The 14,738-nt window shown below is 32.7% G+C and carries 13 protein-coding genes; 6 read left to right on the top strand and 7 right to left on the bottom strand.

Going from position 1 to position 14,738, the window contains the following annotated elements:
* The 6 genes from ilvA (at position 1) to MOV42_RS07375 (ending at position 6,902) form a co-directional block, all read left to right on the top strand.
* A complete protein-coding gene (gene ilvA / locus MOV42_RS07400; RefSeq protein ID WP_324170555.1) occupies positions 1 to 1,203 on the top strand; it encodes a threonine ammonia-lyase in 1,203 nt (400 codons plus the stop codon).
* A gap of 5 nt (positions 1,204 to 1,208) precedes the next feature.
* Positions 1,209 to 3,335, top strand: a complete 2,127-nt coding sequence (locus tag MOV42_RS07395) for a hypothetical protein (RefSeq protein ID WP_324170554.1) — start codon at positions 1,209 to 1,211, stop codon at positions 3,333 to 3,335.
* Between the two features lie 88 nt (positions 3,336 to 3,423).
* Positions 3,424 to 5,118: an acetolactate synthase large subunit gene (locus MOV42_RS07390; RefSeq protein ID WP_324170553.1), complete on the top strand. Its 1,695-nt coding sequence runs from the start codon at positions 3,424 to 3,426 to the stop codon at positions 5,116 to 5,118.
* The gene (gene ilvN, locus MOV42_RS07385) at positions 5,118 to 5,591 is read left to right on the top strand and encodes an acetolactate synthase small subunit (protein ID WP_416385434.1); all 474 of its coding nucleotides are present in this window, start codon (positions 5,118 to 5,120) and stop codon (positions 5,589 to 5,591) included. The genes MOV42_RS07390 and ilvN overlap by 1 nt, the downstream gene beginning before the upstream one ends.
* Positions 5,592 to 5,593: 2 nt before the next feature.
* Entirely contained in the window at positions 5,594 to 6,544 is a 951-nt protein-coding gene (gene lpxD, locus MOV42_RS07380; protein ID WP_324170552.1) for a UDP-3-O-(3-hydroxymyristoyl)glucosamine N-acyltransferase, read from the top strand.
* 154 nt (positions 6,545 to 6,698) lie between these two features.
* Positions 6,699 to 6,902, top strand: a complete 204-nt coding sequence (locus MOV42_RS07375) for a hypothetical protein (RefSeq protein WP_324170551.1) — start codon at positions 6,699 to 6,701, stop codon at positions 6,900 to 6,902.
* Positions 6,903 to 6,923: 21 nt separating this feature from the next.
* Here MOV42_RS07375 and MOV42_RS07370 read toward each other — a convergent pair whose 3' ends face one another.
* Genes MOV42_RS07370 through coaD form a run of 7 tightly spaced genes read right to left on the bottom strand, consistent with a single transcriptional unit; the run spans position 6,924 to position 14,738 of the window.
* Positions 6,924 to 8,093, bottom strand: a complete 1,170-nt coding sequence (locus MOV42_RS07370) for a pyridoxal phosphate-dependent aminotransferase (RefSeq protein WP_324170550.1) — start codon at positions 8,091 to 8,093, stop codon at positions 6,924 to 6,926.
* A 45-nt stretch (positions 8,094 to 8,138) separates the two neighbouring features.
* Positions 8,139 to 8,840 carry a serine O-acetyltransferase gene (gene cysE / locus MOV42_RS07365; RefSeq protein WP_324170549.1) on the bottom strand — a complete coding sequence of 234 codons (702 nt, stop codon included), beginning with the start codon at positions 8,838 to 8,840 and terminating at the stop codon, positions 8,139 to 8,141.
* A gap of 58 nt (positions 8,841 to 8,898) precedes the next feature.
* Complete coding sequence (gene speA, locus MOV42_RS07360; RefSeq protein ID WP_324170548.1) at positions 8,899 to 10,728, bottom strand: biosynthetic arginine decarboxylase; 1,830 nt, start codon at positions 10,726 to 10,728, stop codon at positions 8,899 to 8,901.
* An 8-nt stretch (positions 10,729 to 10,736) separates the two neighbouring features.
* Entirely contained in the window at positions 10,737 to 12,467 is a 1,731-nt protein-coding gene (locus tag MOV42_RS07355) for an FMN-binding glutamate synthase family protein (protein WP_324170547.1), read from the bottom strand.
* Complete coding sequence (gene hisS / locus MOV42_RS07350; protein ID WP_324170546.1) at positions 12,464 to 13,678, bottom strand: histidine--tRNA ligase; 1,215 nt, start codon at positions 13,676 to 13,678, stop codon at positions 12,464 to 12,466. Before hisS ends, MOV42_RS07355 begins: the two co-directional genes overlap by 4 nt.
* The gene (gene tmk / locus MOV42_RS07345) at positions 13,678 to 14,256 is read right to left on the bottom strand and encodes a dTMP kinase (RefSeq protein ID WP_324170545.1); all 579 of its coding nucleotides are present in this window, start codon (positions 14,254 to 14,256) and stop codon (positions 13,678 to 13,680) included. The genes hisS and tmk overlap by 1 nt, the downstream gene beginning before the upstream one ends.
* Positions 14,241 to 14,738 (bottom strand): pantetheine-phosphate adenylyltransferase, encoded by a 498-nt coding sequence (gene coaD, locus MOV42_RS07340; protein ID WP_324170544.1) that lies wholly within the window; start codon positions 14,736 to 14,738, stop codon positions 14,241 to 14,243. The genes tmk and coaD overlap by 16 nt, the downstream gene beginning before the upstream one ends.

Raw genomic sequence — 14,738 nt, 5'->3', positions numbered from 1 at the left:
TTGTTAAGTATAGAAAAAGTTTATGAAGCGCGTGAGCGTATAAAAAATATTGTCGTAAAAACTCCTCTTTCATATGCTACGCATTTGAGTGAAATTTCTTCTTGTGAAGTTTTTATAAAACAAGAGAATTTACAGGTGACTGGTGCTTTTAAAATTAGAGGTGCTTATAATAAAATAGCATCTTTAAGCGATGAACAAAGAGCGTGTGGAGTTGTGGCGGCTAGTGCAGGAAATCATGCTCAAGGAGTAGCTCTTTCTGCCTCAAAGTTTAATATAAGAGCCGTTATAGTTATGCCAGAGTCAACACCATTAACAAAAGTAAATGGCGTAAAGCATTATGGTGCAGAGGTTATTTTAGCTGGCGCAAATTATGATGAAGCTTATGCTTATGCCTTAGAGTATGGAGATGAAAATTCTCTTACATTTGTTCATCCATTTGAAGATGAAGAAGTGATTAGTGGACAGGGTACTTTAGCTTTAGATATTTTAGATGATTGTAAGTCTTTAGATGCTGTGGTTATTCCTGTTGGTGGTGGTGGACTTATAGCCGGAATGGCAACTGTTTTTAAAAGTATAAATCCAAATATAGAAGTAATAGGTGTTAGTGCTTTAGGTGCTCCAGCATTTAAAAATTCTTATGAACTGAAAGAACCTATTGATAGTACGAGTGTAAGAACAATAGCAGATGGTATAGCAGTTCGTGATACTTCAAACATAACACTTCAATATGCACTTAAAAATGTAGATAAGTTTGTTAGTGTTGATGATGAAGAGATAGCAAGTGCAATCCTCTTTTTACTAGAAAAACAAAAACTTGTAGTTGAAGGAGCAGGGGCAGCTTCAGTTGCAACAATCTTGCACAATAAACTTTCACATTTAAAGGGTAAAAAAGTAGCTCTCGTTCTTAGTGGCGGGAACATGGATGTAACTCTTCTCTCTGTCATAATTGAAAAAGGTCTTTTAAAGTCTGGCAGAAAAATGAAAATAACTGTGACTCTCATAGATAAACCTGGTTCTTTAATGAGGTTTACCGAGATACTTGAAGAACTTAATGCAAATATAGTTCATATAGCTTATGATAGAACAGAAGTTTCTCTTGATTATGGAGATGCCAATGTTACTGTTCATATGGAAACTAAAGGCGAAGAACATCAAGAAAAAATTAGATATATTTTAAAAGAAGAGGGATATCTAAGAGATTAAAAATTATGAAAACCATAAAAGAAAAAAAATTTGAAGAAGCATTAGTAAAGATAAAGATTCTTGCAGATGGAACTCTTTTGGTTGTAAATGCAAAAAGTGTAGTAAAATTTTTAGACATTAAAACATTAAAAACTAAAAGTGGTTTTAAGTTAAATATTACGCATCTTAGATATAAGAATAGTGTTATAGACTTTAGCAGTGATGCTTCATTATTTGGTATTTTAAATGCAACATGTAGTGAAGCTAGACTTTATGATGCTAAAACAAAAAAAATGATTGCAAAAATTGATAGACATCAGGGTGAAGCTACATGCGTGTCTATTGACCCTAAAGGTAAGTATATGTTTAGTGGAGGTGATGATGGAAAATCTCATGCATTAGATTTAAAAACTAAAAAAATTGCTTTTAATCTTCCTATTCATGTAGATACAGTAAATGATATTGTATTTAGTGATAATTCTCAATGGGTAGCAACTGCTTCTTATGATAAAAAAATTCATATTTTTAACATGACAATGATGTCAAGAAAACATAGACTAAAAGGACATAATAATCCTGTTATGAAAGTTTACTTTTTAAGCGAACACAGGCTTTTTAGTGTAGATAATAGTAATAATGGGATTATTTGGGATTATCTTAAAGGTAAGGTGATAACAAGGCTGAAAGGTATTCATGATGATGTGCTTCACATTACAAGCAGTGCAAATGATGAGTTTTTATTTTTAGCTACGCAACTTGGTTATGTATTGGTTTATGAACTTGAAAGCTATAAAATATTAGCTAAAAAATATATAAAGTTAAAGTCAACTATAACAGCATTAGAGTTTGATAAAACAAGAGATGAGTTGATAGTTGGAACGGAAGAAGGGGACTTGTTATTTTACTCGATATATGAGGGAGAAATATATATAAGAGAGTTACTTCAACATAAAAAGTATGAAGAAATACAGCGTTATGTTGAACAAAACCCACTTTTAGCATATACAAAGATATATCATTTGGTAATGAACTTATGGGATACAACACTTAAAAAAGCTAAACAAGCACTTGAAACTGGAGATAAGCAAGGAGCACTGAACCTTTTTAGACAATTTAAAAACATTCCATCAAAAAATGCAATAATGCAAAAAGTAATAATTGAATATGAAGAATTTGACAAGTTTGCATATTTAGTTGAAAATGGTAAACTAGCTCTTGCTTATTCAATGATTACAAAACATCCAATGTATAAGGATTCTAAAGTTTATAGGGGCTTAGAAGCTGGTTGGAAAAAAGCATTTAATTTGGCTCAAAAATGTGTAATACAACCTAAAGGTGCTGACACTGCCAAAGAAATACTTGCTCCATACAGAGGAACAGCACAGAAAACAAAGTTGATACAAGAACTTTTAAATAAGAGTGAAGTTCAAAAGAGGTTTAGAATTGCTGTTGGACAAAAGGACTATAAAGTTTCTTTTGAGCTTGTTAAGCAACATCCTTTTTTAAAAGAACTAGTTGAGTATGATAATCTTATTAATTTTGCAGACTTTATGTATATAAAAAGTCATAAATTATTAGAGCAAGGTGAAACTCATGCTGCTTTAAAAATTCTTAGAATATTGTTAGATTTCAGTGATTTTTCTGTTGAAGTTAAACAACTTATGAAAGAAATTGAAGAAAAACAAAAATTCTTTAATGCATTAGAAGAGGAAGATATAGCATCTGCATATAATTATCTGTCTGAGAATGAGGAACTTCAAAAAACCCAAGATGGATTACGCCTTCAAGAAGATTGGAATGTTGATGTAGCTTGTGCGAATGAATATGTTGTTGATGGAAATATTTTAGAAATAAACATGATTTTTAAAAAATATATGAAAATAAGTTCTAAAAATATACCTTTAGCAAATATCTATGGTTGGTGCTATATGGCACAATTGGAAAAAGCGGTTAAAGAGAGAAAAAACAAGTTAATTATAGAAAATGGCATTAAAAATTATATATTATATTTCGGATTACAAGAGCAAATTGAAAACTTTTTTATTATTTTTAAAAGAGAGTATAAAAGCTCAAAACTTAACTTAAGTCTCCAAACCAAGGGCTCTATCAGTATGTGGAGAACCTCTATGATTGTTAAGTCCATCTTAGACTAGCTTTAAGCATAAATTTTTCAACTACTTTTAACCTCAAATATAGCTCTTTTTTTATATAATAAACGAATTTTTAATATAGGAGACTTTTATGCAAATAAGTGGCGCACAGATGGTCATTGAAGCTTTAGTTGCAGAGGGTGTTGATACCATTTTTGGTTACCCTGGTGGAGCTATTATGAATGTCTATGATGAGATTTACAAACAAGATAACTTTAAACATATTTTGACAAGACACGAGCAAGCAGCTGTTCACGCAGCGGAAGGCTACTCAAAGGCAAGTGGTAAAGTCGGTGTTGCTCTTATTACTAGTGGACCAGGTTTTACTAATGCTGTTACGGGTTTAGCAGATGCTTATATGGATTCTATTCCTTTAGTTGTAATAAGTGGACAAGTCCCAATGAGTTTAATTGGAACAGATGCTTTTCAAGAGATAGATGCTGTTGGAATTAGTCGTTCATGTACAAAACATAATTATCTCGTGACAGATGCTAAAGATTTACCAAGAGTTTTAAAAGAGGCTTTTCACATCGCAGCAACTGGTAGGCCAGGTCCTGTACATGTTGATATCCCAAAAGATGTTACTGCTCAAATTGCAGAGTTTGATTATTCTATTGATATTAATCTTGAAACTTATAAGCCTCACACAAAAGGCAATCCGCGTCAGATTAAAAAAGCTATAGATGCTATAGCAAATGCTAAGCGACCTCTTTTTTATCTTGGTGGTGGTATCATAAATGCAAATGCAGCTTATGAAGTTAGAGATTTAGTTCATAAAACTGGTATTCCTGCTGTTGAAACATTTATGGCTAGGGGTGTTTTAAGTTACGATGATAGTTTGCTTGTTGGAATGTTAGGAATGCATGGTTCGTATGCTTCAAATATGGCGATGAGTGAAACAGATTTAGTTATTGCTCTTGGTGCAAGGTTCGATGACCGTGTAACTGGTAAATTATCAGAATTTGCTAAAAATGCTGGGGTAATTCATGTAGATATAGACCCAGCATCTATATCCAAGTTAATTAATGCAGATTATCCGATAGTTGGTGATGTTAAAAATGTTGTTCTTGACATGTTAGCTTTAATTTCTAAAATAAACTCAAAAAAGTATGAGCCTTGGAGAGAAACAGTTGAGAATTTTGCACAACTGCATCCATTAACTTATCATGAAGATAGTGAGCGTATTAAGCCTCAGTGGGTCATAGAGCGTGTTGGAGAACTTTTAGGTGGTGATGCAAATATTACAACAGATGTTGGACAGCATCAGATGTGGACAAGTCAATTTTATCCATTTTCTCGTCCTCGTCAGTTTATAAGTTCTGGCGGACTTGGAACTATGGGCTTTGGTTTTCCGGCAGCGATAGGCGTTAAAGCAGCTTCTCCAGATAAAGTTAGTATAAACTTTACAGGAGATGGCTCAATTCTTATGAACTGTCAAGAATTAATGACAGCAGTTGAGCAAAAATTACCAGTAATAAATATTATTTTAAATAATAACTTTCTTGGTATGGTTCGCCAATGGCAAACACTTTTTTATGACAAACGACATAGTGAGACAGATTTAAGTGTTCAGCCAGACTTTGTAAAGCTTTCAGAAGCTTTTGGCGGACTTGGTTATAGAGTTCATACAAAAGAAGAGTTTGATGCAGCACTTAAAGATGCGATTGATAAAAACATTGTTGCTTTTATAGAAGTAATAGTTCACAGAATGGAAAATGTCATGCCAATGGTACCATCAGGCGGAAGCTTGTTTAATATGATGCTACTAGAGAAAAAGGAGAAATAATGGCTGATAATGAAAGAAGAGTAATATCGGTTATTGTTGCTAATGAGGCGAGTGTTTTATCTCGTATAACAGACCTTTTTTCTGGTCGTGGGTATAACATAACATCTTTAACTGTTGCCCCTATTCCTGAGAGTAAATATTCAAGGTTGACTATTGTTACTTCTGGATCGGTTAGAGTGATAGAGCAAATCACAAAACAATTACATAAGCTTGTTCCAGTTCTGAGAGTTTATGAACATGCTGATTTAGTTGAAAAAGAGATGGCTCTAATTAAGTTTCCTGTAAGTGAAAATATTACAGATATAAATACTCTATGTGAAGCATATAACGGAAAGATTGTTAATGTTGGAGATAATGTAATTATTGCTATGGTTGCAGATGAGCCAAAAAGAATTGAAAACTTTCTAAAAATCATCAAAAAATACAATCCTAAAGAGATTGTTGTTGGTGGTGCTGTTGCACTAGAGAGATAAAGATGAAACTAAGTGCCATTGCTTCTATATTAGAGTGTGAATATGATTTTAAAGATATTGAAATAAATGGAATGAATGCTCTTCAAGATGCTGAAGTAAATGAAGTTTCTTTTGTTGCAAACTCAAAGTATATAAAAGATATCCAAACGACAAAAGCTGGGGCTGTTATAGTTCCAGCTTCTTTGGTGGAACATATTCCAAATAATTGTGTGGCTTTAGTAGTAGAAGATTCATATTGGTCAATGGCAATTTTATCAAAATACTTTGCACCTCCTATTGAAAATGAAGAACTTCCAGGTGCTTTAATAGGTGAGGGTAGTAAAATATCTTCTAAAGCCGAAATTGCAAATGGTTCTAGGATTGGTAAGAATTGTACGATTTTAGCTCATGTTTATATTGGTTGCGAGGCTGTTATTGGGAATAATACTATCATCTATCCCAATGTAACTGTTTATAGAGATTGCCATATTGGGAGTGATTGTATTATCCATTCAAACACTGCTATTGGTGCTGATGGTTTTGGTTTTGCAACATCTGCTCAAGGTGAACATAAAAAGATATATCAAAATGGAAATGTTGTTATTGGAGATGATGTTGAAATTGGTAGTAATGTAAGTGTTGATAGAGCTGTCTTTGGTTCTACCCGTATAAACAAAGGTGTTCGTATTGATAACCTTGTTCAGATAGGTCATAATTGTGAAATAGGTGAATATTCTGTATTTGTTGCACAGTCTGGAAGTGCAGGTTCAACAAAACTAGGGCGTAATGTTGTTGTTGGTGGACAGTCCGCATTTGCTGGACATCTTGAAATAGCACCATTTTCTACCTTTGCGGCAAGAAGTGGAATTACTAAAAATATTACGAAAAGTGGCTTAACTTTTTCTGGCTTTCCATTGATGGAACATAAATTATGGCTAAAGCTTCAGGTTAAAATTGCTAGACTATTGAAATAGAAATTGCACTAGTGCAATGAGCCTTGTGCTGAACAAAACATAGCGTTAGCGTAGGTATCGGAATCGAGGTACCCATTGAGGGTATACTTCCGATATCGTAATAAATAATATGAAGGTTTCTCTTCATTTTATAAAATAAAATTAAGGAAGTATTATGTCAAAAATAATTGCATTAAGTGGAACTAAAAAAGGTGTTATCTCAGTTGCTAAACTAGAAGAACCATATGGCAAAGATAGTCATACAGTTGCTAGTGTAGGTATTTCTTTATCTGGAAAAGTGGATGCTCCTGAGTGGAAAGTTCATATTCCACTTGATAACTTAGATGAAGTTATCGAAGCTTTACAAGATTTAAAGTAGGTTTTTACCTACTTTAAAGTTTTATGCCTTTAGGTCTTGTACAAATTCTGCTATTCTAGCGATACCTGCACGAATTGTATTTATATCAGTCGCGAAACTCATTCTGAAGTAACCCTCGCTACCAAAAGCAACACCTGGAACAACAGCTACCAATTTTTTATCAAGTAAATCTTTTACAAAGATTAAAGAATCAGAAGAAACATCTTTTATATTTACAAACAGATAAAATGCACCATTTGGTTTTATAACACTTAGTCCATCAATCTCATTAATAAGCTTCATAGCCTCATCTCTTCTCGAAATAAATGCTTGTCTCATCATTTCTATATCAGCATCTGCACTGCCATTTAAGCCAACAATAGCTGCTTTTTGAGTGATAGAGTTGATGTTTGATGTACTTTGAGATTGTAGTTTTTTAGTTGCTTTAATAAGTGCTGTATCATGTGCAGCCATATAACCAAATCTCCATCCAGTCATTGCAACTGATTTACTTAGACCATTAATAGTTACAGTTCTTTTAAACATATCTTCACTTACAGATGCTACAGAAGTAAATTCACCTTCGTAAGTTAGTTTTTCATATATCTCATCACTTACAACTATAATATCTGTACCTTCTAAAACTTTACCAAGTTCAATCAGCTCTTTTTTTGAATAGATAGAACCAGTTGGGTTAGATGGAGTAGTTAGAATAAGCATCTTCGTTCTTGGAGTAATAGCACTGCTAAGTTGAGCAGGCGTTATTTTAAATAAATCATAATCATGTGTTTGAATTTCAATAACTTTACCACCACAGTAATTCACTAATTCAGGATATGTAACCCAGTACGGTGCAGGTATAATAACTTCCGCACCATCTTCAATTGTTGCAGAAAAAAGATTAAATAATGAGTGTTTAGCCCCATTATTTACAATAATTTGATTTGGCGCATAGTCTAAGCCATTATCTCTTTTTAGTTTATTTGCAATAGCTTCTCTTAGCTCTATGATTCCATCTACAGCAGTATATTTTGTAAAGTTATCATTAATTGCCGCAATAGCAGCATCTTTTATAATTTGAGGTGTACCAAAATCAGGTTCACCAGCAGAAAAACTAAGTACATCTTTACCTTGAGCTTTTAACTCTTGGGAAAGTGCTGTAATAGCAATTGTTGATGATTCAGATAGTATGTTTACGCGTTGAGTTAGCATGTAAATCTCCATTATTTTAATGTCTACATTATACTGAAAAATGGTTTAACTTTTCATAGCTTTTATAAAAGATTCGTAGATATATTCTAATTCTAAGTCTTGTTCTAGTACATCTGTATTGTCTTTAACAATAACATGTTCAAGAATTGCAACTCTTTTAAGAAGGTACTCAAACATTTCTTTGTTTATATCTGGAAGCTTATTGTGCATAAATGGATCGTTACATCTACCTTTAGGAATAACATGAGCAGGTATTCCAATAGCGGTAGCATTATCTGGTACTTCTTTTACTACAACAGAGTTAGCACCAATTTTGGCATACTCTCCTATGACAATATTACCAAGAATCTTAGCTCCAGCACCTAAAACAGCACCTTGTCTAATAGTAGGGTGTCTTTTCCCTAGGTCTAGAGATACTCCACCTAGTGTCACCCCTTGGTATATTAATACATCATTTTTTATAATAGTTGTTTCACCAATTACAACACCTGTACCATGATCAATAAAAACTCTTTTACCAATGCGTGCTGCAGGATGAATATCAATATGTGTAAATATTTGAGTTAAACCCATAAGAATTCTTGCGATTTTTGTAAAGCCAGAATTATAAAGTTTGTGTGCAACTCTATACCACGCAATAGCCCAAACACCAGGGTAGTTAAAAAGAAAGTCTATTTTTGAGTTTAAAGCAGGGTCATTTTTGTAAGCGTTTGAAAAGTCTTCTTTTATGTCAGAGTAAAGTCCCAAGTTGAATGTCCTAAAAGTCAAGTAATGGAGCATAAATAACTTCATACTCCATTACTTTTTAATTTGTTGTTCGTAGGTAACCATTTTGTTTTGTAAAAATTTCTAGTTTTGCAAGTGTATCATCTTTTTCTTCTTTTGTGATAAAATTGCTAGATAATAAGTCTTGTTTAAGTTTCTGTAAAATATTATCTTCGTTGTAACCAATTGATTTTAATATTTGTAAAATATTTTTGGATTCAGAACTATTTTTAACTTCGTATGATTCATCATCTATTTCTATTGTGTATTCACTTGGGTGTGTAAAAAGATTATGATTCATTCCTAAAGTCTCTTGATAAGCACCAACATTAAAAAAAGCTAAAAAATAATCTTCTTCATCAAGATTAATGTCATGAAGATAAAGAGGCTTTTGCGGGTTGAAGCAAATTTCTCCATCACTATCACAAGTTATATCCCATAAAGATGCTGCTCTTCTTGGAGCAGAGTTTAAATGATGTATAGGCATTATTGGAAAGAGTTGTTGTAATCCCCAATAATCAGGCAAACTTTGAAATATTGAAGCATTTATAAGGTATCTTTCTTGTAGTTTTACTTGTAATTGTTTTAATTCATCACTTTTATATGTGTGAGTTAAATAAAGTGCTTTTTTTATTATATTGTGAACTAGTATTTCGGCATTTGAACGATCTTGCAAGTCTATGTATCCTAAATCAAAAAGGGTAAAGAGCGATTCTATATGATCAAGAGCATCGTGAAGATATTCAATCGCATTTTTATTATTTAATGATTTGTTCAAATCTACTAATTCTTCTATGAGAGGAGGGTTGTTTTCCTTTAAACTTAATAGATTCTCTTGATAGTCTTGTGTGAAAAGTTCTAAAACAGGAGCTATTAACACGCCGTGAGATGCAGCTATATATCTACCAGATTCGGTGAAAATATCTGGATGAGTTACCTTCTTAGCATCCATGATTTCTTTTAGTAAAAAAACCACACTGCTTGAAAATTCTTCTATGGAGTAATTATGAGATTTTGTATGTGAGTGTTGGTCATACTCTACGGCTAATCCACCACCAATATTTATACTACATAGAGATGACGCTCCCATTTTTTTAAGTTCAGCATAGATATTTCCAGCTTCTCTTAATGCTTTTTTAAGTGGTGCTATATCTGTCATTTGTGAGCCAATATGAAAATGAAGCATTGTAAAATAGTTTAATAAACTTGACTCTTTTAGCAAAGAAATAGCTTTTATGATTTCTGTTGATGTTAAACCAAACTTAGAGTCCATTCCGCCACTTTTTGCCCAGATGCCACTTCCGCTGGAGTGAAGTTTAACTCTTATCCCTATACTTGGTACACGCAAAGAAGATTCTCTTGCTACTTCTAAAATTGTTTTTAGTTCACCTAAGCCTTCAATAGTTATAGTTATATTATGTCCACTTTGTGCAGCAATAAAACTAAGTGTAATCATCTCTTTATCTTTAAAGCCATTTACTGTTATGTTTGACTTTAATTGTGATTGACTCATGGCTAAAACTAACTCTGCTTTACTACCAGCTTCAAGTCCATAGTTAAATTCAGCACCTTGTTTTATTATAGCATCTACTGCACCAGGGAATTGATTTACTTTTAGAGGAAAGACAGCATTAAAACTACCTTGATAGTTGTTTTCATCTATTGCTTTGTGAAAATAAGAGTATAAATTTTTTATCTGTTTTTTTATAAGATGAGGGAACCTCAATAGAATAGGACCTCTTACATCATTTGAACGGATTTGTTCCACTATTTCTAGTAAAGATGGCATACTCTTATAATTTAGTTTTATTTCCGAATTTTCAATAATATAGTTTTTATTGGACCATATATCTAAACCAAAATTTTCCAAATATAGCCTTACATATGAAATTTATGGTGAAAATATTTATCAATATCAAAATAAATTTCACCATTTTGATTTTTAAAAGTTAGGTTTGACTTTTGTAAATTACTCATTTTTTCAATACCCATAACAGCACATACTACTTTCATCCCTTTGATGAGATTAGTATGATAATTACCGATTTCTTTACCTTCTTTTACAACTAAATAAGAAGCTCTTTTTTTCTTATCTTGAGTTGCCATTCCAACAGGACAAACATGAGAACCAAAACCAGAACACATCTGTGCTCGAATACAACCACCACTCATCATGAAACCTCTAGCAATTCCTATGGCATCTGCACCCATAGAAAGAGTTATAATTGCATCATCTGGAGTTAATATTTTTCCACTTGCAATAATTTTTATATCTCTACGAATATTATGTTTTTTAAGCATAGTGTCTAGTACATAAAGAGCATTGTTTGTAGTTAATCCTACTGACTCCATAAGCTCTAAGGGTGCCGTTGCACTTCCACCTTCTCCACTATCTACAGATATAAAGTCTGGTATATTTTTGCCTTGAGCTTTTCTCGCTGCTATTTCTTGGGCTAACTCGTCAACTGCAGTAGCATCTGAAATAACGATTTTAAAACCAACTGGTTTACCTGATAGTTTTTGTAATCTTTGGACAAAATCAAGTAGATGCTTAGTGGTATCAGCAAAAGGAAATCTGTTTGGTGAAAATATATTTTTACCTTCTTCAACACCTCTATAATAAGCAACATCAGCAGTAACTTTAGCCGCAGCAAGTTTCCCACCAGTCTGTTTTGCCCCTTGAGCAATTTTTATCTCTGTCATACGACAAAATTTCATAACTTTTTGGTATCTTAAATCATCAAACTTACCATTTTCATCTCTAACTCCATAAAGTCCTGAACTCATTTGAAAAATCATATTTGGAATATCGTTAGGGACTTCTTTTGGAAAATCTTCGATAGGAGCTTTCCAGTTTACACGAAATAAAACATGTGAATTTGGAGCATAAATATAAGTGTTTTGGGTTTTTTTATTTAGTAGAGCAGTCCTATACCATTTCAAAGCGCTTGAACGATTAAAAAAGAATTCTCCGATTTTAAAAACTAGTTCTGCTTTTGGGGTGCTTTTTACAACTTCTAAATATTTTGCATTTTTTACATCTGGTTGATGAGTGAACAGATGGTTTGAAGTTAGAGATCCTTCTCCTGTATTTATTGTTAAGTTTGAATTAGCACCAGCGATTGAAAATGCTCTAACAGCTTCAGGGCTAAGTGCTCCATCGCTCATTGCCGAGCGTATAATTGGGGTATGAGAAACAAAAGGAAATTCTCTATTTTCACCAAAAGTAACTGATGTATCATCGCTTACTTCACCATCATTTAGGACATTTGTGGCATGTTTTATGATAAACCTTGAGCCAGAAAATGGCTGATTTACTGAAAATGATTTATAGTTTGGTTTGTCTTTTGCTGCTGTATATACCCAGTCAACTTTATCTTTCGAATCATAAAAAGTTTCTTCTGCAAAATATTGTCTTAAAGGTTCTCTTAATGCTTCAAAAAAGTACCTCATTCGTCCAATTACAGGATAATTAATAAGCAAGGCATGTCTTCTTTGAACATGTTTATCATATACATAAAGCATAATTAAACCTATAAAGCCAAGCAGTAAGAAAAACTCAATGAAGTCAATAAAAATTGACCATACAATATGTAATGTGTCTATCATTTTAAATCCCCTATGTTAATTGTCTTTTCTGTTTTATCTTCTAAATTTTTTATCCAAATAGTATTGTCTTTTAATTCGTTTGAACCTATTATACAGCAAAATTTTGCATTTGTTCTGTCTGCTGCTTTTAAATGTTTTTGTAAGTTTTTAGCTTTATAGTCAATAGTGGTTTTTTCTGTTTTTCTTTTACTTTGAGCAAGTTTTACAACTAAATCAATGGCTTGAGTATCCATTGCTCCAATATAATAACCCTCTCTATTAGTTTTTGGCATAACTATAAGTTCCATTAATCTTTCTATTCCCATAGCAAAACCAACCGCAGGAGTAGGGCGACCATCAAGATACTCTACTAGTCTATCGTATCGTCCCCCGCCGGCAATTGCACTTTGACTTCCTATATCATCACTAACAAACTCAAAGGCTGTTTTAGAGTAATAATCAAGTCCTCTAACTAAGTTGGTATCTATTTCATAATCAATATTATTATTTTTTAAAATATTTTTTAGAGCAGTAAAATCATCTTTACAACCTAGACAAAGGTTATTTAAAAGTTTTGGAGCTTCTTTATAAAGTTCTTGGCATTTTTCATTTTTGCAATCCAAAACTCTAATAGGATTTGTTTTTTTTCTTCTTTTACAATCTTCACATATCTTATTTTCACATGAGTCTAGAAATGAAACAAGAGAATCACGATATTGAGGCATACAGTTGTTATCACCCAAGGAGTTGAGTTGAAGCTTATAGCCGATACCAAGAGTTTGTAAGATGTCGGCAACCATCATTATCATAGTAGCATCTTCATAAACACTATCTACCCCAAAACTCTCAACACCAAACTGATGAAACTCTCTTAGTCTTCCTTTTTGAGGTCGCTCATAACGAAACATAGGTCCATGATAAAAAAATCTATGAGTTCCACCAGCTTTATCAAGCTTTTTTTGTATAAAAGCACGAACAACTCCAGCTGTTCCTTCTGGACGGAGACAAACATCATTTTCGCCTTTGTCTATAAACTGATACATCTCTTTACCAACAATATCGCTACTTTCACCAACAGAACGCTTAAAAAGTGCTGTTTCTTCTAGCAGAGGAGTCTCTATAAAGTGATAACCATATTTCTGAGCTATCTTAGTTGCTGTGTCAATGAAATAAGTAAATCTTTGATAGTCCTCACTTAAAATATCATTCATCCCTCTTAATGATTTAATCATCATATGTCCTTCATATTTTCTAATATTATTTTTGTTATCTCTTCTATACTTTTTGTAGCATCTATTGTTACTAAGTCCAAGTTTAGGAGGATTGAAGCTTCTACAATAGAATCTTGAATCTTTAAAAGATACTCAGAACCTCTTAGTTCTATGCCATCTAACTCTTTTTGTGAAAGTCTAAACTCTAACTCTTCTTTTGTTAGCTTTAAAAGAAAAACCTTTTGAGGGTAGATGCCATTTGTTGCAAATCTATTTAGATGCAATATTGCAGTTTGACTTATCTCATCTTGAATCAAAGCATAAGCAACACCACTCACAACACTTCTATCAGAGATGATTGTTTTCTTTATATTTGGTTCTATTACTTCCTTTATATGTTCTGCTCTATCTGCTAAAAAAAGTAGAAATTCTGCTTTTTTACTTTTTGTTTCTGCGCTTAAAACTATATCTCTTATTTTTTCTCCAACCTTTGTTCCACCTGGTTCTTTGGTAATGATGGCATTTGGAAAATGTTTTGTAAGCATTTGAATTTGTGTACTTTTCCCAGATGTGTCAATTCCTTCTATTGCAATGTACATGAATCCATACTCCCTATGATTTTTTGAACTTTGCTTGGAAGCAAATGCTCTGTTTTAGCATTAAATTTTAAAAGATTTCGTACACTTGATGAACTTATGAAAGCATGTTTTAGTTTTGGCATAAGATAAACAGTTTCAATAGAATCATCTAAAGAGTTGTTAAGATAACCAAGTTGTAGTTCAAACTCAAAATCACTTATTGCTCTTAATCCACGAATAAGTATAGTTGCTCCACGCTCTTTCGCTAACTCAACTGTTAGGTTGTCAAAACCAACTACGCTAACATTTTCTAACTCTTCTATCGCTTTTTTTGTCATCTCTATTCGTTCATCTAGAGTAAACATAGGTTTTTTATCTACTGATATAGCAACAGCTATAATCACTTCATCAAAAAGCTTCAAAGCTCTTTCTATTATGTCGAAGTGACCATTTGTAATAGGATCAAAAGTTCCTGGATATAAGGCTATTTTACGAGTTGTCAT

This window comes from Sulfurimonas sp. (genome assembly GCF_029027405.1).
Classification (GTDB): Bacteria; Campylobacterota; Campylobacteria; order Campylobacterales; family Sulfurimonadaceae; genus Sulfurimonas.
The sequence above is the reverse complement of the archived record's forward strand: the minus strand, read 5'-3'. Positions and strand labels throughout refer to the sequence as shown.